Origin of the sequence: Piscinibacter gummiphilus (assembly GCF_002116905.1) — a bacterium.
GTDB lineage: Bacteria > Pseudomonadota > Gammaproteobacteria > Burkholderiales > Burkholderiaceae_C > Rhizobacter > Rhizobacter gummiphilus.
In genome coordinates, this window is the sequence record NZ_CP015118.1 from 5,385,989 (window position 1) to 5,404,933 (window position 18,945).

General features: G+C 68.7%; 17 protein-coding genes. 9 read left to right on the plus strand and 8 right to left on the minus strand.

Features of this window, described 5'->3' with window-relative positions:
* Positions 1-116 precede the first annotated feature (116 nt).
* From A4W93_RS24635 to A4W93_RS24645, 3 genes are all read right to left on the minus strand, one after another.
* The gene (locus A4W93_RS24635; RefSeq protein ID WP_085753127.1) at positions 117-1,121 is read right to left on the minus strand and encodes a YeiH family protein; all 1,005 of its coding nucleotides are present in this window, start codon (positions 1,119-1,121) and stop codon (positions 117-119) included.
* The gene (locus tag A4W93_RS24640; RefSeq protein WP_085753128.1) at positions 1,118-2,740 is read right to left on the minus strand and encodes a 3-(methylthio)propionyl-CoA ligase; all 1,623 of its coding nucleotides are present in this window, start codon (positions 2,738-2,740) and stop codon (positions 1,118-1,120) included. Before A4W93_RS24640 ends, A4W93_RS24635 begins: the two co-directional genes overlap by 4 nt.
* A 266-nt stretch (positions 2,741-3,006) precedes the next feature.
* Positions 3,007-4,236: an acyl-CoA dehydrogenase family protein gene (locus tag A4W93_RS24645; protein ID WP_085753129.1), complete on the minus strand. Its 1,230-nt coding sequence runs from the start codon at positions 4,234-4,236 to the stop codon at positions 3,007-3,009.
* A gap of 371 nt (positions 4,237-4,607) precedes the next feature.
* Between A4W93_RS24645 and pilB the strand changes: the two genes are divergently transcribed.
* From pilB to A4W93_RS29910, 9 genes are all read left to right on the plus strand, one after another.
* A complete protein-coding gene (gene pilB, locus A4W93_RS24650) occupies positions 4,608-6,332 on the plus strand; it encodes a type IV-A pilus assembly ATPase PilB (protein WP_085753130.1) in 1,725 nt (574 codons plus the stop codon).
* 101 nt (positions 6,333-6,433) lie between these two features.
* Positions 6,434-7,651, plus strand: coding sequence for a type II secretion system F family protein (locus tag A4W93_RS24655; RefSeq protein WP_085753131.1), 1,218 nt, complete (start codon positions 6,434-6,436; stop codon positions 7,649-7,651).
* Positions 7,652-7,711: 60 nt separating this feature from the next.
* Positions 7,712-8,521 (plus strand): prepilin peptidase, encoded by an 810-nt coding sequence (locus A4W93_RS24660; RefSeq protein ID WP_269466971.1) that lies wholly within the window; start codon positions 7,712-7,714, stop codon positions 8,519-8,521.
* Positions 8,522-8,525: 4 nt separating this feature from the next.
* A complete protein-coding gene (coaE, locus tag A4W93_RS24665) occupies positions 8,526-9,185 on the plus strand; it encodes a dephospho-CoA kinase (RefSeq protein ID WP_085753133.1) in 660 nt (219 codons plus the stop codon).
* Positions 9,186-9,204: 19 nt separating this feature from the next.
* Positions 9,205-9,960 (plus strand): cell division protein ZapD, encoded by a 756-nt coding sequence (gene zapD, locus A4W93_RS24670; RefSeq protein WP_085753134.1) that lies wholly within the window; start codon positions 9,205-9,207, stop codon positions 9,958-9,960.
* Positions 9,957-10,166: a DNA gyrase inhibitor YacG gene (locus A4W93_RS24675; RefSeq protein ID WP_085753135.1), complete on the plus strand. Its 210-nt coding sequence runs from the start codon at positions 9,957-9,959 to the stop codon at positions 10,164-10,166. The genes zapD and A4W93_RS24675 overlap by 4 nt, the downstream gene beginning before the upstream one ends.
* A gap of 39 nt (positions 10,167-10,205) precedes the next feature.
* The gene (locus tag A4W93_RS24680) at positions 10,206-11,972 is read left to right on the plus strand and encodes a zinc ribbon domain-containing protein (RefSeq protein WP_085753136.1); all 1,767 of its coding nucleotides are present in this window, start codon (positions 10,206-10,208) and stop codon (positions 11,970-11,972) included.
* A gap of 133 nt (positions 11,973-12,105) precedes the next feature.
* Positions 12,106-12,846, plus strand: coding sequence for a hypothetical protein (locus A4W93_RS24685; protein ID WP_085753137.1), 741 nt, complete (start codon positions 12,106-12,108; stop codon positions 12,844-12,846).
* A gap of 38 nt (positions 12,847-12,884) precedes the next feature.
* On the plus strand, positions 12,885-13,193 hold the full coding sequence (locus A4W93_RS29910) for a hypothetical protein (RefSeq protein ID WP_157131768.1): 309 nt from the start codon (positions 12,885-12,887) through the stop codon (positions 13,191-13,193).
* Positions 13,194-13,410: 217 nt separating this feature from the next.
* On the opposite strand, the gene A4W93_RS24690 is transcribed toward A4W93_RS29910, so the two are convergent.
* The 5 genes from A4W93_RS24690 to pncB all read right to left on the minus strand — a co-directional run bounded on the left by A4W93_RS24690 (position 13,411) and on the right by pncB (position 18,927).
* Positions 13,411-14,151: a helix-turn-helix domain-containing protein gene (locus A4W93_RS24690; protein WP_085753138.1), complete on the minus strand. Its 741-nt coding sequence runs from the start codon at positions 14,149-14,151 to the stop codon at positions 13,411-13,413.
* A gap of 112 nt (positions 14,152-14,263) precedes the next feature.
* The gene (locus tag A4W93_RS24695) at positions 14,264-14,980 is read right to left on the minus strand and encodes an NUDIX hydrolase (RefSeq protein WP_085753139.1); all 717 of its coding nucleotides are present in this window, start codon (positions 14,978-14,980) and stop codon (positions 14,264-14,266) included.
* 2 nt (positions 14,981-14,982) lie between these two features.
* Entirely contained in the window at positions 14,983-16,032 is a 1,050-nt protein-coding gene (locus A4W93_RS24700) for a bifunctional nicotinamide-nucleotide adenylyltransferase/Nudix hydroxylase (RefSeq protein ID WP_085753140.1), read from the minus strand.
* The gene (locus A4W93_RS24705; protein WP_085753141.1) at positions 16,029-17,729 is read right to left on the minus strand and encodes an NAD+ synthase; all 1,701 of its coding nucleotides are present in this window, start codon (positions 17,727-17,729) and stop codon (positions 16,029-16,031) included. The genes A4W93_RS24700 and A4W93_RS24705 overlap by 4 nt, the downstream gene beginning before the upstream one ends.
* A gap of 10 nt (positions 17,730-17,739) precedes the next feature.
* Positions 17,740-18,927 (minus strand): nicotinate phosphoribosyltransferase, encoded by a 1,188-nt coding sequence (pncB, locus tag A4W93_RS24710; RefSeq protein ID WP_085753142.1) that lies wholly within the window; start codon positions 18,925-18,927, stop codon positions 17,740-17,742.
* Positions 18,928-18,945: the final 18 nt, after the last annotated feature.

Here is an 18,945-nt window from a genome sequence, read left to right on the forward strand (position 1 = left end):
GTGCATGTGGAATCTCACCTTGGAGCGCAGTCTTGATGCGAACACCTCGCACCGCTTGACCGTTGGCGACAGCGAGTTATCAGCCCGTGCCACCCGAGGGAATCCCTGGCCCGGGGTTACCCGAAGTGCTGCATGCCCAGCACGAGGACCACGAGGAACACCGCCTCGCCCACCATCAGCAGGATCGGCTTCAGGCCCACCGTGGCCAGGTCCTTGAGCTGCGTCTTCATGCCGATGCCGGCGATGGCCGCCACGAGGCACCAGCGCGAGACGTCGCTGCCGAAGTCCTGCAGCCCCTTGGGCACCCAGCCCGTGCTGTTGACGAGCACCAGCAGGGCGAAGGCCACGGCGAACCATGGCAGCAGCGGCGGCCGCGCGGCGCCGGGGCCCGTGCGCGCGCGCGTCAGCATCGCGGCGAACACGATCACCGGCAGCAGCATCGCCACACGCATCAGCTTGACGAGGGTGGCGACGTCGCCGGTCTCGCGCGAGATGCCGTAGCCGGAGCCCACCACCTGCGCCACGTCGTGGATCGTGCCGCCGAGGAACACGCCCGTCGCGTGGTGGTCCAGGCCCAGCCAGTGCGCGAGCATCGGGTACGAGATCATCGCGAAGGTGGAGAGCGCGCTGACGCCGATCACGGTGAACAGCGTGGCCCGCTCCTTCTGCGGATGCGCGGGCAGCGCGGCCGACAGCGCGAGCGCCGCCGAGGCGCCGCAGATCGCGGTGGCGCCACCGGTCAGCAGCCCGAAGAGGGACTGGAAGCCCAGCAGCCGCGCCACGACCATCGAGACCGTGATGGTCACCACCACGGCGACGATGACGATGACGACCGGCTGCCAGCCTAGAGCGACCACCTGCGCGGCCGTGATGCGCAGGCCCAGCAGGGCCACGCCGACGCGCAGCAGCTCGCGCGCGGTGAAGCCGATGCCGGGGGCGCACACGCCGTCGCCCGACAGGAAGTTCATCGCGAGGCCGACCAGCAGCGCGAAGAGCATGACCGGCGCACCGTAGTGCTGCGACAGGAAGGTCGAGGCCGCGGCGACGACGCCACACGCCATGATTCCCGGGAACAGCTGGCGGCCCTGAGCGGGCAGCCGCGTGATGGCCATCGTGTTCATGGCAGGCGGTGGTCCTTGAAGGTGTCGCGCAGCTTGTTCTTCAGCATCTTGCCGGTCGCACCCAGCGGGATGCCGTCGACGAAGGCCACGTCATCGGGCGTCCACCACTTGGCGATCTTGCCCTCGTAGAACGCGAGCAGTTCCTCGCGCGTCACCGACGCGCCCGGCTTGCGCACGACGACCAGCAGCGGGCGTTCGTCCCACTTCGGGTGGGCCACGCCGATGCAGGCGGCCATCGCGACGGCGGGGTGCGACATCGCGATGTTCTCGAGGTCGATGGAGCCAATCCATTCGCCACCGGACTTGATCACGTCCTTGCTGCGGTCGGTGATCTGCATGAAGCCGTCGGCATCGATCGTGGCCACGTCGCCGGTGGGGAACCAGCCGTCCACGAGCGGGCCGGCGCCCTCGTCGTTCAGGTAGCGGGCGACGATCCACGGACCGCGCACCATCAGCTCGCCGCTCTGGCGGCCGTCCCACGGCAGTTCGGCGCCGTCCGCACCGACGATCTTCATGTCCACGCCGAACACGGCGCGGCCCTGCTTGAGCTGGATGGCCGCGCGTTCGCCATCGGGCAGATCGAGCTGGCGTCCCTTGAGGGCGCACACCGTGCCCACGGGGCTCAGTTCGGTCATGCCCCACGCGTGCAGCACCTGCACCTCGTGGCGTTCCTGGAAGGCCTTCATCATCGCGGGTGGGCACGCGGCACCGCCGATGATCGTGCGGCGCATGCTGCTGAACGTCAGCTTGTTCGCGTCGACATGGTTCAGCAGGCCCTGCCACACGGTGGGCACGCCGGCGGACAGCGTCACCTGCTCGGCCTCGAACAGCTCGTGCAGCGACTTGCCGTCGAGCCCCGGTCCGGGCAGCACCAGCTTCGCGCCCACCATGCAGGCGACATACGGCAGGCCCCACGCGTTGACGTGGAACATCGGCACCACGGGCAGGATGGCGTCGCGGCTGCTGCAGTTCAACGAGTCCGGCAGCGCCGCGGCCCACGTGTGCAGCACGGTCGAGCGGTGGCTGTAGAGAACGCCCTTCGGGTTGCCGGTGGTGCCGCTCGTGTAGCAGAGCGACGAGGCGCGCTGCTCGTCGAGGGCGGGCCACTCGAACGTGTCGGACGCGTCCGCGAGCAGTTCCTCGTAGCACAGCAGCCCGGGGACCTTGCTCGTGGCCGGCATGTGGGCGCGGTCCGTCATCGCGACGAAGGCCTTGATGCCCGGCAGCAGCGACGCGATGGCCTCCACCTGCGGCAGGAAGCTCAGGTCGAAGAACAGCGCGCGGTCCTGCGCGTGTTCCGCGATCCAGCGCAGCTGGTCGGGGTGCAGGCGGGGGTTGAGGGTGTGCAGCACACGGCCCGAGCCCGACACCGCGTAGTACAGCTCGAGGTGACGATAGCCGTTCCAGGCGAGCGTGGCGACACGGTCGTCATCGCCGAGGCCCAGTTGCCGGAGCGCGTTGGCCAGCTGGCGCGAGCGGCGCGCCAGGTCGACGAAGCGGTAGCGGTGGATGTCGCCCTCGACGCGGCGCGACACGATTTCCTGCTCACCGTGGTGGCGCTGCGCGTGGGTGAGCAGCGCGGAGACCAGCAGCGGCTGGCCCATCATCAATCCATTCATGGTCCGGGGCTCCGACATGTGATGTGCCGGATTGTTGGCGCAAGCCCCGGAAACCGATTGCCCCGTGATGCCAGCGGCTTACCAGTTCGTGCCATCGCCCGAACGGGACGGTGAAGGTCAGGTCGATGGCCCGTCAGGCCCCGAACGCTTCGGTGAGCGGGTGAAGGTCAACGAGGCCTGCTTGAGAAAATGCGTTTCAGGCCGTGTCCCGGGGGCTCGCCCGCCGGACAACGGACGATCCCGCACATCGATCCGCGCGGTGCTCGTCAGAACGCCCCGCTCGTCGGCGGCGCCTCCCCCTTCAGGTGCCACGCGCCCGTCACCGCCGCCTTCCAGTCCCGCGGGTTGTGGTTCGCGACCGTGCGCGCGTTGCGCCAGTGGCGGTCGAGGTTGTGCGTGCGGTCCGTGGCGGACGCGCCACCCACGTCGAAGAGCCGCTCGGCCGCCTTGAGCGCGGCCTGCACCGCGAAGTACTGCGCCTGCGCCACCTCCACGGAGGCGCGGGTCAGCGCGGCCTCGTCGAGATCGGCCGCCCACGCGTCGTCGAGGGCATCGGCCGCGCGCAACACCGCCGCCTCGGCGGCGTAGGCCTGCGCGGCGATCTCGCCGACGCTGTGCTGCACGTATGGATCGTCCACCGACTTCTGCGCGCTGCTGTGGCGGATGGGCCGGGCCACGTGGCGCGTGAAGGCCACGGCGTCGGTCAGCGCGTTGCGCGCGATGCCCGCCTCGACCGCGGCGAGGTACAGCTGGAACATCGGGATCACCGGGTTGCGGCGGTCGCGCGCGATCGGGTGCTGTCCCACCTCGTCGTCCGCGACCAGCACGTTCTCGTAGACCGACGTGCCGCTCGCGGTCAGGCGCTGGCCCATGGCGTCGAAGTCGTCGGCGAGGTACAGGCCCTCGCGGCCGCGCGGCACGATGAAGTTCGTCTCGCGGTCCTCGTCGTTCAGCGCGAACGAGCTGATCCAGTCGGCGAACAGCGCGCCCGTGCTGTAGTACCGGGTGCCCGAGGCCTTGTAGTGATCGCCCTCGCGGGTCAGCCGCGCGCGGGAGGTGCCGTGGGCGCCGCCCCGCTCGAGGCCGGCGTTGCCCACGATGTGTCCTGCGAGCAGCCGCGCGAACCAGCGCTCGCGCCCGGCCTCGTTGCCGGGGTTCGACAGCAGGCTCTCGACGAAGCCGAAGTTGGGCCGCAGCGCCTGGGCGATGTTCGAGTCGACAGAGGCGATCTCGATGACGACCCGGATGGCGTCGCGCACCGAGCCGCCCGGCCCGCCGTGGCGTTTCGGGATGCGCACGGTCAGCAGCCCCGCCTCGGCGATGCGCCGCACGAGCGCAAAGGGCAGCTCGCGTTCGCGCTCGCGGCGGGCCGCGCCCTCGGCGATCTGCGGCAGCAGCACGTCGAGGCGGGCGAACAGCGTGGCCACGTCGTGCGCGGGCGGCTCGGCGCGGGTCAGCGGGGCGGGATGGCGGGTGGAGGCGGACGAGGTCGACACGGCAGGACGGCGCGGGGCGCGGGAGGTGCGGATCGGTCGAGCTTAGGGAGGCGGATCCCGCGCGGCAAACTCGAAGAACGAGGATGCAACTGCGCCCCGCGAGGCCTGGTGCGCCCAGCGGGCGACGGCCGACCGGCTCCAGCGCCTGGGGGTCGTGCTCCGCCGGGTGAACGTGCGGGACATCGCCCGGGCCGAACGCGGCTGAGGAGCTTTTCGGGCGCTTCAGGCACTTGGATGCATTTGGTTGCAGGAAATCACGGCCCGAAAGCTGCTTTTTCTGGCAAATCGTGAGGGTGGTCGAGGTTTACAGTGTGGGTCGGATCGGCGAAGATGGTCCGATCCGCCCTCATTTCACCCTGTGACATAACGCCGTGCCCGTGGACACCCTTGTCGAAGCCCCCCAGTCGTCGTTGTCCGGCGTCGCACGCGTCCTGGTCCACGCTGGCAAGCTGAACGCCAAGACGGCCGAGGACCTGGTCAAGTCCTCCAAGGAAAAGAAAACCAGCTTCATCTCGTCGGTGATCGCTGGCGGCGCCATCACGTCCGCCGACCTGGCCCACACCCTGTCCGCCGCACTGGCCCTGCCGGTCATGGACATCAACGCGGTCGACCTGCAGCGGCTGCCGCGCAACGTCATCGACACCAAGCTCGCCAGCCAGTACCAGGTGCTGGTGCTCGGCAAGCGAGGCAACCGGCTCTTCATCGGCGGGGCGGATCCCACCGACCAGGAAGCGGTCGAACGCATCAAGTTCGCCACCCAGCTGTCGCCCGAGTGGGTCATCCTCGAACACGACAAGCTCGCCAAGATCCTCGAAGACTCGGGCGCCAGCGCCACCGAAACCCTCGAGAACATCGTCGGCGGCGACTTCGAGTTCGACGTCAGCGACGAGGAATCCGCCGCCCCCGAGACCCAGGAGGTCACGGTCGACGTGGAAGACGCGCCGGTGGTGCGCTTCCTCCAGAAGATGCTGATCGACGCCATCAACTCCCGGGCGTCCGACCTCCACTTCGAACCCTACGAGTTCCACTACCGCGTCCGCTTCCGCGTCGACGGCGAACTGCGCGAGATCACGCAGCCGCCCATCGCCATCAAGGACAAGCTCGCCTCGCGCATCAAGGTCATCTCGCGCATGGACATCGCCGAAAAGCGGGTCCCGCAGGACGGCCGCATGAAGCTGAAGTTCGGCAACAAGTCCATCGACTTCCGGGTCAGCACGCTGCCCACGCTGTTCGGCGAGAAGATCGTGATCCGGATTCTCGATTCCTCGAGCGCCAAGCTCGGCATCGAGGCCCTGGGCTACGAGAAGGTCGAGAAGGACCGCCTGCTCAAGTGCATCGCACGCCCCTACGGCATGGTGCTCGTGACGGGCCCCACCGGCAGCGGCAAGACCGTGTCGCTCTACACCTGCCTGAACATCCTGAACCAGCCGGGGGTGAACATCTCCACGGTGGAAGACCCGGCTGAAATCAACCTGCCCGGCATCAACCAGGTCAACGTCAACGACAAGGCCGGCCTCACCTTCTCGGCCGCCCTGAAATCCTTCCTCCGCCAGGATCCGGACGTCATCATGGTCGGCGAAATCCGGGACCTGGAAACGGCCGACATCGCCATCAAGGCCGCCCAGACCGGCCACATGGTGATGTCCACGTTGCACACGAACGACGCGCCCACCACCCTCACCCGGCTGCTGAACATGGGCGTGGCCCCGTTCAACATCGCCTCGAGCGTGCTGCTGATCACCGCCCAGCGCCTGGCCCGCCGCCTCTGCGAATCGTGCAAGGCCCCGGCGGAGTACCCGAAGGAGGCCATGCTGAAAGCGGGCTACAAGGAGTCCGACCTCGACGGATCCTGGAAACCCTACCGGGCCGTCGGCTGCTCGGCGTGCACGAATGGCTACAAAGGCCGGGTCGGCATTTACCAAGTGATGCCCATCAGCGAGGACATTCAGCGCATCATCCTGGCCGAGGGGACCTCGATGGACATCGCCGAGCAGGCCCAGCGCGAGGGGATCCGCGACCTGCGCCAGTCCGGCCTCGTCAAGGTGCGCGCCGGTTTCACCACCCTCGAGGAGGTGATCGCCGCCACCAACGAGTGACGTTCTTTGTCACCCGGAGGGCGTCGCCCGCCACCTGATCCAGTCCAGCAGCATCCAACGACAATCAACGGGACGGGAACCCCAGAGTTCCCGGAGAGACCATGGCAACAGCAGCAGCCGTCAGAGAAAAAGAGTTCGTATTCGAGTGGGAAGGCAAGGACAAGAACGGCAAGATCGTCCGTGGGGAAATCCGCGCCGGCGGCGAAGCCATGGTCAGTGCCACGCTGCGCCGCCAGGGCATCCTGATCCGCAAGGTGAAGAAGCGCCGCACGAGCGGCGGCCGTGCCATCCAGCCGAAGGACGTGGCGGTGTTCACCCGCCAGCTGGCCACCATGATGCGCGCCGGCGTGCCGCTGCTGCAGTCGTTCGACATCGTGGCCCGCGGCAGTTCGAACCCGCGCCTGACCAAGCTGCTGACCGACATCCGCACCGACGTCGAGACCGGTACCAGCCTGTCCTCCGCGTTCCGCAAGCACCCGCTGTACTTCGATTCGCTGTACTGCAACCTGGTCGAGGCCGGTGAAGCCGCCGGTATTCTCGACACCCTGCTCGACCGCCTGGCCGTGTACCAGGAAAAGACGCTGGCCATCAAGGCCAAGATCAAGTCGGCCCTGATCTACCCGGTGGCCGTGCTCGTCGTCGCCTTCATCGTGGTCGTCATCATCATGATGTTCGTGATCCCGGTGTTCAAGGAGGTGTTCACCTCCTTCGGCGCCGACCTCCCGGCGCCCACGCTGCTCGTGATGGCCATGTCCGACTTCTTCCTGAAGTGGTGGTGGGCCATCTTCGGCTTCCTGGGAGGCGGCATCTACTTCTTCTTCGAATCGTGGCGGCGCTCCGAGAAGATGCAGCGCACCATGGACCGCCTGCTGCTGAAGGTGCCCATCTTCGGCGAGCTGATCAACAAGGCGTCGGTGGCCCGCTGGACCCGCACCCTCTCCACGATGTTCGCCGCCGGCGTGCCGCTGGTCGAGGCGCTCGACTCCGTGGGTGGCGCTGCCGGCAATGCGGTGTTCCGCGACGCCACGTACCAGATCCAGAAGGACGTCTCCACCGGCGCCAGCCTCACCTCGTCGATGGAAACCACCGGCGTGTTCCCGAACATGGTGCTGCAGATGTCCGCCATCGGCGAGGAGTCCGGTGCACTCGACGGCATGCTCGGCAAGGCTGCCGAGTTCTACGAGGCCGAGGTGGACGAGGCCGTGGCCGGCCTGTCCAGCCTGATGGAACCGATCATCATCGTGATCCTCGGTACCATCATCGGTGGCATCGTGGTCGCGATGTACCTGCCGATCTTCAAGCTCGGGGCGGTGGTCTGATCGACACCGATGGAATGGCTTCAGCTTCCCCCCTCTGACCTCCTCGCCAGCCCATGGATCATGGGCCTGGTGGGGCTGTGCATCGGCAGCTTCCTGAACGTGGTCGTGCACCGCATGCCGCTCGCGCTCGAGCGCGGGTGGAAGCAGGACAGCGCCGAGCTGCTCGGCATCGAGGTCGATCTCCCCGAACCGGTGACGCTCTCGCGCCCGGCGTCGCGCTGCCCGTCCTGCGGGCACGCCATCCGGTGGTACGAGAACATTCCCGTGGTCAGCTACCTCGCGCTGCGCGGACGCTGCTCGGCCTGCAAGACCGGCATCTCGCTCCGCTACCCGCTGATCGAGATCGCCACCGCGCTGCTGTTCGCCGGCGTCGCCTGGCGCTTCGGTGAACACCCCGTCGCCTGGCTCTGGGCCGGGTTCACGGCGGTGCTGGTGGCACTGGCCGGCATCGACTGGGACACCACGCTGCTTCCCGACAACCTGACCCTCCCGCTGCTGTGGGCCGGCCTCGTCGCCAGCGCCCTCGGCTGGACGCTGCCGCTGTCGCAGTCGGTGTGGGGCGCGGTGGCGGGTTACCTCTCGCTCTGGTCGGTGTACTGGGTGTTCAAGCTCCTGACCGGCAAGGAAGGCATGGGCCATGGCGACTTCAAGCTGCTGGCCGCCCTCGGCGCCTGGCTGGGCGCCACGATGATCCTGCCCATCGTGCTGGGCGCCTCGGTGATCGGTGCCATCGTCGGCATCGGCATGAAGATCGCCAGCAGCCTGCGCGAAGGGCGTTACGTGCCGTTCGGCCCGTTCCTCGCGGGCAGCGGCCTCGTGATGATGTTCGCCGGCCCCGAGCGCGTGATGGGCTGGCTCGGCTGGCGCTGACCCCATGGGCACGCCCGGTGCCGCCCCGTCCGGCCGCCCGCGGCCGCTGCAGATCGGCCTGACCGGCGGCATCGGCAGCGGCAAGAGCACCGTCGCGGCCATGCTGGTGAAGCTGGGCGCCGTCCTGATCGACACCGACGCGATCTCCCGCGGCCTCACCCTGCCGGGTGGCGCCGCCATCGACCCGCTGCGCGCCGCGTTCGGCAACGACGTCATCGCGGCCGACGGCGCCATGGACCGGGTCCGCATGCGCGAACGGGTGTTCGCCGACCCCTCGGCGAAGGTGCGCCTCGAAGGCATCCTCCACCCGCTGATCGGGCTCGAGACCCAGCGGCAGTCCGATGCGGCCGGCGACGCGGTGCGGGTGTTCGACGTGCCGCTGCTCGTCGAGTCGTCCCGCTGGCGCGCCCGGGTCGACCGGGTGCTCGTGATCGACTGCCCCGAACACGTCCAGGTGCAGCGCGTGCTCGCCCGTTCGGCCTGGGCGCCGGGCACCGTGGAGGCGGTGATCCGCCAGCAGGCGCCCCGGGCGGCACGCCGTGCCGCGGCCGACGCCGTGATCTTCAACGACGGGCTGACCCTGGACGAACTTGCCGCCGAGGTGGCTTCTGTGTGGCAACGATGGAACCCTGTGGAACAATGTCACGGCAGCGATCGGTGCTGATCGAGCAGAAAGCCACCACTTGGTCCTCTACGAATACCCCTTCAACGAAAGCATCCGCACCATGCTCCGGCTCGAACACCTGTTCGACCGGCTGGGGCGCCTGCTCCCGCGCGACGAGGCGGTCGACCACCACTACGCGCTCGCGACCCTGTTCGAGATCATGGACGTCTCGTCGCGCGCCGACCTCAAGTCCGACGTCCTCAAGGACCTGGAACGCCAGCGCACGCAGTTCAACAGCTACCGCGGCAACCCGTCCATCTCCGAGGAAGCCCTCGACGACGTGATCCGCCGCATCGACCACGCGTTCGACGGCCTCAACAACCTCGCCGGCAAGGCCGGCCACTCGCTCAACAGCAACGAATGGCTGATGGGCATCCGCAGCCGCATCAGCATCCCCGGTGGCACCTGCGAGTTCGACCTGCCGGCCTACTACGCCTGGCAGCAGCACGAACCGGCCCGACGCCGGGCCGACCTGAACGGCTGGATCGGCACGCTGATGCCGCTGGCCGAGGCGCTCAAGCTCGTGCTCGCGCTGCTGCGCGACTCGGGCGTGCCGCACAAGGTGATGAGCCAGGGCGGCCAGTACCAGCAGAGCCTGCCGGCCGGCCGCGTGTACCAACTGCTCCGGCTGCGCATCGACCCCGCCCTGCAGCTCGTGCCCGAGATCAGCGGCCACCGGCTGATGGTGCTCGTGCGGCTGATGCGCCAGGACGCCGAGGGCCGCCTCAAGCCCGCCGGCACCGACGCCAGCTTCGAACTCACGCTTTGCACATGACCTCGCCCACCGGCACCCGCCGCCTCGTGAAGTGCCCCGGCTGCGGTGGCGACAGCCTCTACGCGCCCGAGAACCCGTTCCGCCCGTTCTGCAGCGAACGCTGCAAGAACGCGGACTTCGGCGCCTGGGCCACCGAGAGCTATCGCATCGACGCGAAGCCGCCGGCCCCCGAGGACGAGGACCCGGACGCCCCGCACCGGCACTGATCCCCGCGCCCGCCGGCGCCTTCCGGCCCCAGGAGCCCCATGGCCTACGACTACAGCTCCGAATCGAAGCGCCTCGAACTGCCGAACCCGTACCGGCTGCAGAACCGGCTGCTGTGGTTCTGCGCCGTCGTGCTCGTCGCCGCCGGCGTCACCAGCCTCTGGTGGGCGCGTGGCGCGGTGCAGGCGCAGTCCGTCCGGCTCGCCATCGCCCCGCTGCTGACCGGCGTGCTGCTGCTCGCCTCGGGCCTGGCGTGCGCGGCCACTGCGGCCCGGCGCCTGCGCTTCTTCTTCGGCCGCGGGCGCCCCGCGTCGCTCGCCCCCGAGATCCCGGCCGGCGCGGTCGGCGGGTCGGCCGCGGCCAATCACGTCAAGGAGATGCTGCGCCAGGGCGGACTCACGTACGCGGAACCGCAGGGCGCCGTCGAAGGCCTGCTGTACCACTGGGCGCCGAGCCTCATCACGGCCCCCGAGGAAGTGCAGTCCCTCGCCCGGCGCCACGTGTTCAACCTGGCGGCCATCGGCGCCACGCTCGTGAGCTTCCTGGTGTCGTGGGTGCTGTTCGGCACGCCGGCCACCCGGCCGTGGATCGGGTTCCTGTACTTCGCCTTCGGCCTGTTCTTCCTCGTCAAGCCCGCGCTGAGCCAGCAGCGGGCGCGGCTCAGCACGGCGTCGCTCGTGGGGCTGGTCGTCGCGGCCATCGTGGGGCCCGTGCTCGTCGCGTGGCTCGCGCCGCAGCTGCCGTCCACCCAGGGCTTCTCGCTCAACACCCAGACCTTCGTGATGCTGGGCACCGCACTCGTCGCCAGCGGCTTCGCGATGGCTGCGGTGCTGGGCCAGGTGGACCCCGCCCCGCAGACCCGCGCCAGCGTCGAGCAGGGCCGCCTCTCGATGAACGCGCCGCCGGCCACGCTGATGGACGAACTCGACCGCACGCTGCAGTCCGAATGGACCGAACGCATCCCGAACCGGCGCTACGCCCGCATCGACCCGCTCACGCCGGCCACGTCGCCGTCGGGCAGCTTCGCGGGTGAACTCTTCGAGGAGACACAACCCATGCCCGCCTCGGGTGCCGAGGCGCCCACGCTCGGCCTGGCCCTGTCGAACCGCCGCCACCGCCACGTGCTGCTGCTCGACCTGTACGGCGTGGTGCTGGTGTGCGTGGCCACGGGCCTGGCCCTCGCCTTCGTGCACGGCTTCGATGCGCTGGCCGACTGGCGCACGAACCGGTTGTCGCTGCTGGGCAGCGCCGTCATCCTCGGGTTCGTCGCCGCCTTCTGCTTCCAGTCGGCCGGCCGGCTGTGGGGCCGCTTCAACTTCGAGTCGGTGCTGGTGTGGGTCGAGATGGCCGGCAACTGGCAGACCTCGCGCGTGGGCACGGGCAACAACTTCCTGAGCCGGCTGAACACCGAAAACGACGTGGTGCGCACCGAGGGCATGACGCTGCGCGTGTGGCGCGCCCGCATCGAGTCGGTGGTGTTCGGCAAGGACGAGCGCCGGCAGGTCACCGCGATGTTCTCCACCGAGCCCGAGGCCAAGGCCCTCGCGGTGCACCTGGCCCGGTTCGCGCGCGAGCAGAGTGTGCTGGTGACACCGGGTTCCTCCGAGGACCAGGCCCGCTTCGCCACGCTGCGCGCCGGCGACGAGGCCCTGGGGGCTGCGCCGCCGGCGGCGCAGCTGGCGCACGAGCAGCACGTGGCGGCGGCCATCGCAGGGATGCCGGCGCTGCACTGCACGCGGTGTGGGGCGCCGGCGGCGTCGGCGGATGCGAAGTTCTGTGCGAAGTGTGGGGCGGCGTTGCCGGTGTGAGTCCGGAGAGCCGGGAATGTCCGCTATGTCAGGGGAAGCGGACTTTCTTGACTTCTCATGCCCAGAGGAATAACCAGGACTCCCCCGGGGAACGCGCGCCCTCACCCGCGTAAACGACAGAGGAGGTTAAGCGATGCCGATCAGGGATCTTGCGTTGTTTCCAGAGCGGACAGACGCCTATGGTGATTTTGGTTGGCTCACAAACAACGTCGAATACATCTACGGGTCGATATTGGCTGGCGCCCGTATCGAGTGTGCGAGGGTGTCTCGATTGAACATGATCTTGCACCCTGGTCCGGTCGATGAGTCCAGCGGCGTGGATTTCGAGGCGATTTATCCAGAGGTCAGGGTCCACTTCCCCGTTGACGGCTTTGCCGTTGACGATCCAATCGCGTCGCAGGCACGGTTATCGTCGGTGATCACCGCGGCGCTGAAGCGGATCTGCCCGCACAGCGATCAGGCGCTCGACGCGATTCACACAGAAGTGTTGGCGACGGGATTCAGCGTAGATAGCTATATCTCCAGAAAATGGGTGAAGAGCCCAGGACGAAAATATTCAATCAAGATTGGAATGACGACGGGATTTCTCCAGACCCGATTTTTCGTTGACCGCCTCATCAAGCGCGGCAATGTCCGTCGAAATTATGTCTTCGCTGGTCGGCCGTCGCCTCGGTATTGCGAGTTTATTTGCTTCAAAGACCTGATCGTTTCTGATGAGGGGATCGTGGAAATTGTGCTCAAGCACCCCGGCGACGAAATCTATCAAGGACTGGTGTTTGGTTCTCGGTATTACGACACCCGCAACTGCGACGTGGTTTCCGAGGTCGAGGACGAAGGTGATGTCGTCATTCGGTTCTCCTGCGCGCAAGAATGAAGAGTCATGGTCCATCGCCAGAACGAGAGCACGAAGTGGTGGCGAACCTCGTCGAGATGCTCATGCGGCTCGCAGATGCCACTTCAGACGAGCAGGAAGCTTCGATCACAGCGGCACTTGCTCGTCGGCTCGTTTCAGAGAACGGTCCAGCAGGGCTCGAGGCGTTGGTTTGCGCTACTCGCGATGAACTTGCGCACCACAAGGGACCGTTCTGCGATTCGCTCGATCAATCGGAAACGGTTCTCGTGCTCCGAGAAGGCGCTCGTGACGCGGCGAAGCGCGCCGTGAATTTCTTCGTCATCAAGCGAAGACCTGATCTGGGCTTCACGGCGCGCATTGACGGATGATTTCGCACGGGCGCTGCGACCGCTTTGTGCTTGACGCAGATGACCGATGTGCCCAGCGGAAGCGGACACTGCGCGGGCCGAGACCCGGCGGGACCTCACCCGAATAGAGGACACCACGCCAAATGAATCCATGCCACGAGGGCCGAGCCGACGCCCAAGGTCCCGGCCTTCGCCGGGACGACGAACGTTTGGAGAATGCGTGTGTTCCGGAGCCGGGTCAGGCCCGCAGCCGATCCACCGGCGCCATCGTGCCCGGCCACTGCCCCCCGAGCGACCGCGTCGCCATCTCCGCCGCCGTGAGCAGCAGCCCGCCCATGCGCTGCACGGCCAGTTCCGAGAAGCGTTCGAGCGGCCCCGACAAGGACAGCACGCCCAGCAGCAGCCCCGACGGACCGAACACCGGGCACGCGATGGCCGCGCACAGCGGGTCGCGTTCGCCGAAGGACGTGAAGATCAGGGGCGCCTGCGACGAGGCGCCCTTCGCGAAGGCCACCAGCGCGCGGCCGCCCGCGCCGCGGTCGAGCGGCAGCACGTCCCCCTCGCGGACGCGGTCCAGCGTGGAGTGCGGGGAGTCGATGCGGAAGAGGCACAGGCGCGTGTCACGGCCGTGCATCACGTGGAACGACGGGCTTTCGGTGTTGTGGGCCACGAGCCATTCGAGCACCGGCACCACCCCCTCCTTCAGGCCGTAGGTCTGCTCGAAGCTGCGGCCGAAGAGGAAGGCGAGCGGCCCGAGGGCGTAGCGCTTGTCGCTGCGGTGCACCACGAGGCCGCTGCGCTGCAGCGAGGACAGCAGCCGCAGCAGCGTGCTCTTGTACATGCCGGTGAGGCGGGCCAGGTCGGCCAGCGTGAGCGTGGTGTTCGACTGGGCCAGCACCGTGGCGATGGTGAGGGCACGATCGACCGCCGCGACGCCGTCGCCGGGCACGAAGGTCACTTCCGAGGGTGTCTTGGGCATCGCAGTCACTTCCGGGTCGTCGGATCACCGCTTGACCACGAAAGTGGACGGGCATCCAAAAACAAAGAATGCCAGAGCCCGATACGGGCTGCCCTCGGGAGACACCCTGAGTTCAGCCGGATCGGGGGCTGAACGTCCGGGGAAACACCACCGGCCCGGAGCGGTCCTTCAGCCGGTAGCCCATCGGTGGCCGGTTCGTGCCCCGCGGCACCTGGCCCGTCTCGACGAGGAAGTCGGCCGACAGCATCCGGGTGCGGAAGCCGCTCTTGTCGACCGGGCGGCCCAGCACCACCTCGTAGGCCTGCTGCAGTTCCGGCAGCGTGAACGGTTCGTCGAGCAGGAAGGCCGGCAGCGACGTGTACTCCACCTTGCCGCGCAGCCGCTCGACGGCCGCCCGGAGGATCTCGCCGTGGTCGAACGCGAGCGGTGCCGACGCCAGCACCTGCTCCACGTCGAACCAACCCACGTCGCTCGCGTTCGCGCCCTTTTCCAGCGGCGCGCTGCCCAACGAGACGAGGGCGAAGAACACGTGCGTGGCCGACCAGCCGCGCGGGTCGCGCGTGGCGCTGCCCCAGCTGCCCAGCTGCTCGAGGTAGGGGCTCGCGACCCCGGTCTTCTCGGCGAGCTTGCGCCGCGCGCAGGCGTCGAGGTTCGCGTCCCGGTCGACGTCGACGTACCCGCCCGGGAGCGCCCAGTGGCCCGGGAACGGTTCGTCCGGGCCTTCGGCCCGGCGCACCAGCAGCACGTTCAGCGCGCCGTCGCGGACCGCGAAGATGGCCACGTCGACGAGGGTGGCCGGCTGGGGAAAGGAGGGAGCGCGCCTGGCCATGGTCAACGCGGCGTGATGCCGAGGAAGTGATCGAGCATGTGGAAGTGGTCGTCGTGGAACTGGTCTTCCATCGACCCGAGCGTGTCGATGGGCACCCACGTGGCCTCCAGCGCGTCGTCCGCGCCGTGCACCTCCGGCAGCTCCCGGTCGCCGAGGTCGAAGTGGTGGGCGTGCGTGATGGTGCGGCCGCGCTGGCTGCGGTCGGGGTGGTCGAACACGGCGACCTCGCGCAGCGCGCGGCGCATCGCCGTGTCGAGCAGGTCGAGGCCGGTCTCCTCGGCGAGTTCGCGCACGGCCGACTGGTACACCGTCTCGCGCTGCTCGATGAATCCGCCCGGCACCGCACGCAGGCCCTTGCCCGGTGCAGCCCCGCGCCGCACCAGCAGCACGTGGCCCGCGCACTGCACCACCGCGTCGACCGTGACGAACACGGGCGGATACGGCGCCGACGACCAGGCGGCCTTGTACTGCCGCAGCATTCGCCACTCCTCGGCGAGCACTGCCGCCTCGGGCAGCGCGAGCCACGCCCGCAGGAAGGCCAGCGTGCTCGCCGGGGCCTGCTCGACGAGCGCGGCCAGCGTGGCGTCACGCGCGTCGAGGCCCGCGCTGAAGAGCGCGTCGCGCATGCCGGTGCCATCGGCCTCGCGCACGCGTGGCAGCGGCACCACGGACCAGCCCGCGAACGCGCGCAGGTAACCGCTGGTCGCGTCCTTGAAGTGCCCGACCAGGGCGACGGACGAGCCCTGCGGCAGACCCAGCGTCACGCCCGCCTGCACGGTGGTGACCCACCGCGCCTCGTCGTAGTGGTCGCGCACCGGCAGGAACGACACCCGGGCTGCGTCCGCCTCGCCGAGTGCGAGCCGGATCATCTCCGAGCGCTCGCGCCACGTGAACGGGTTCTTCGGCGACCGCGCCTGGAACGCCGAACCGATCACCACCATCACCTTCGGCGCGAGCGACAACGCGTGGTGCAGCAGCGCCAGGTGGCCGAAGTGGAACGGCTGGAAGCGGCCGACACACACCGCCACGTCGAAGGTCTGGGCCGCGCTCATGCGTGGAACGCCGCGATGGGCATCTGGCGGCCGCTGCCGAAGGCGCGTGAACGCACGCGCAGGATGGGCGGCGCCTGCCGCCGCTTGTACTCGCTGCGCGCAATCATGCGGCGGATGCGCGCGACGAGCGCGGGCCCCTCCGGCGTGGCGAGCAGCCGGTCGACGAAGGCCTGCGCCTGCGTGCGCTCCCAGCCCGCGAGCCGGCCGCCCTCGATCTCGAGCTTCAGGATCTCGTCGAGCACCTCGTACGGCGGGAGGCTGTCGGTGTCCTGCTGGCCCGGCGCCAACTCGGCCGACGGGGGCTTGTCGATGATGGCCTGCGGGATCAGCTCGCGCCCGGCGGCCTCGTTCAGGTGGCGCGACAGCGCGAACACCTCGGTCTTGTAGAGGTCGCCCAGCAGGCCGAGGCCGCCGTTGGTGTCGCCGTACAGCGTGCAGTAGCCCACCGACAGCTCCGACTTGTTGCCCGTGGTGAGCAGCAGGTGGCCGAAGTGGTTGGAGTGTTCCATCAGGATCGTGCCGCGGATGCGGGCCTGCAGGTTCTCGAGCGGCAGCCCCTTCAACGGGGTTCCGAACGTGGCCGCAAACCCCTCGGCATACCGGTCCACCAGCGGCGCGATGGGGTGGCGGTGCAGGCGGATGCCGAGGTTGTCGCAGAGCCGCACCGAGTCGTCGACGGACCCGCTCGACGAGAACGACGACGGCATCGTGATGGCCTCGACGTTGTCCGCGCCCAGCGCGTCGACGGCCAGCGCCAGCGTCAGCGCGCTGTCGATGCCGCCCGACGAACCCACCACCGCCTGGCGGAAGCCGCAGCGGCGGGCGTAGTCGCGCAGGCCCAGCACCGTCTGCGCGCGGTAGAACGCCATCGTGGAGAGGCCTTCCGCGGCCACCGGCGGCAGCGCCGAACCGTCGCGGGCGAGGAAACGCCCGTTGTCGAAGCGCAGCGTCTCGACGTGTTCGACGAACCGCTTCGCCTCGTAGGTCACGCCGCGGCCGGGCTCCACGGCGAACGACGCGCCGTCGAACACGATCTGGTCCTGCCCGCCCACCTGGTTCACGTACAGCAGCGGCAGGCCGTGGCGCGTGCTCGCCTGGCCGAACACCTGGTGGCGCTGCTCGCGCTTGCCCACGTTCGACGGGCTCGCGTTGATGGAGACGACGAGGTCGGGCGCCGCGTCGCCCAGCCGCGTGAACGGGTTGACGAGGTAGTCGCCCCCCTCGTCGTTCCAGCCGTCCTCGCAGATCATCAGGCCTACCTGGTTGTTGCCGATGCGCAGCACCCGCGCCACGTCGGGACCGGGGGCGAAGTGGCGCTGCTCGTCGAACACGTCGTACGTGGGCAGCAGCTGCTTCGCGTACTGCGTGACGACCTCGCCGCCCGCGATCACGAGCAGCGCGTTGTGCAGCTTCTTGCCGGGGCCCTGGCGGCGCACGGGGGCACCCACCACCCAGTGCAGGCCGGGCAGCTGGCGCGAGGCCGCGCGCAGTTCGTCGAGGCCTGCGGCCACGCGCACCAGGAATCCCGGTTCGTCGAGCAGGTCGCCGGGGTAGTAGCCGGTGAGGCACAGCTCGGAGAACACGACGAGGTCGGCCCCGTCGAGCGCCGCGCGGTGCGCGCTTTCGATCATCTTGCGCGTGTTGCCTTCGATGTCGCCGACGAACCAGTCGAGCTGGGCGACCGTGATGTGCAGCATGGGGAGCTCCTCAGATCGTGTGGTTGAAGACCTGGCGCAGGTACGCGAGGAAGGTCTCGTCGTCGCACAGGGTCTTGCCAGGGCTGTCGGACAGCTTGGCCACCGGCTGGCCGTTGCACCGGGTGAGCTTCATCACGATGTTGAGCGGCTGCAGGCCCACGTCGTTGCTGAGGTTCGTGCCGATGCCGAAGCCGAGCTGCACGCGGTCGGCGAAATGGCCGTACAGGCGGAAGGCCTCGGGCAAGTCGAGACCGTCGGAGTACGTGAGCCGCTTCGTGTTCGCGTCGATGCGCAGCTTCGCGTAGTGGGCCAGGGCCTTCTCGCCCCACACCACCGGGTCGCCCGAGTCGTGGCGCAGGCCGTCGAACAGCTTCGCGAAGTACAGGTCGAAGTCGGCGAGGAAGGCGTCCATGCCCACCACGTCGGTGAGGGCCACGCCGAGGTCGCCTCGGTACTCCTGCACCCAGTTCTCGAGCGCGAGGCGCTGGAAGTCGCGCAGCCGCACGTCGAAGGCCTGGTACGACTGCAGGTACTCGTGGGCCATGGTGCCGATGGGCACGAGGTCCAGCTGCTGCGCGAGGCGCACGTCGGACGTGCCCTTGAAGTACTGCGGCACCCGCGTCTTGAAGGTCTCGACCACCTCGGCGTGCCAGGCGCGCGAGAAGCGGCGGCGCACGCCGAAGTCGAAGAACTCGAACGGGTGGCGGTGCTTCACCTCGCGGCCCAGCGATTCGAGCAACTCGATCTTCGCGTTCAGCCGGCGCCGGCCCTCGGCCACCGCGGCGGCCTGGTCGGCGCGGCGGAAGTACAGCTCGTTGACGATGGCCAGCACGTAGATCTCGAACGCCATCACGTGCACCTGCGGCCCCTCGGCCACGATGCGCAGCGTCGGGCCGTCGGCCACCGCCTGGATGAAGCGGCGCTGGAACCGGAAGATGCGCAGGAAGTCGACGAAGTCGGGCTTGATGTAGCGCAGCGCGCCGAGGTAGGCGAGCTCGTCCTCCTGGAACGACAGCGAACACAGGTGGTCGAGCTGCGCGTTCACCTCGGGCAGCAGGTCGGCCAGCGGGAACGCCGGCGTGTTGCGGCAGACGAAGCGGTACTCCGCCTGGGCCTGCGGGTGCCGGTGCAGCATGGTCTGCCACATCGTGAACTTGTAGAGGTCGGTGTCCAGCAGGCTCTGGATGATCGGGGTCATGGACGGCTTTCTCGCAGT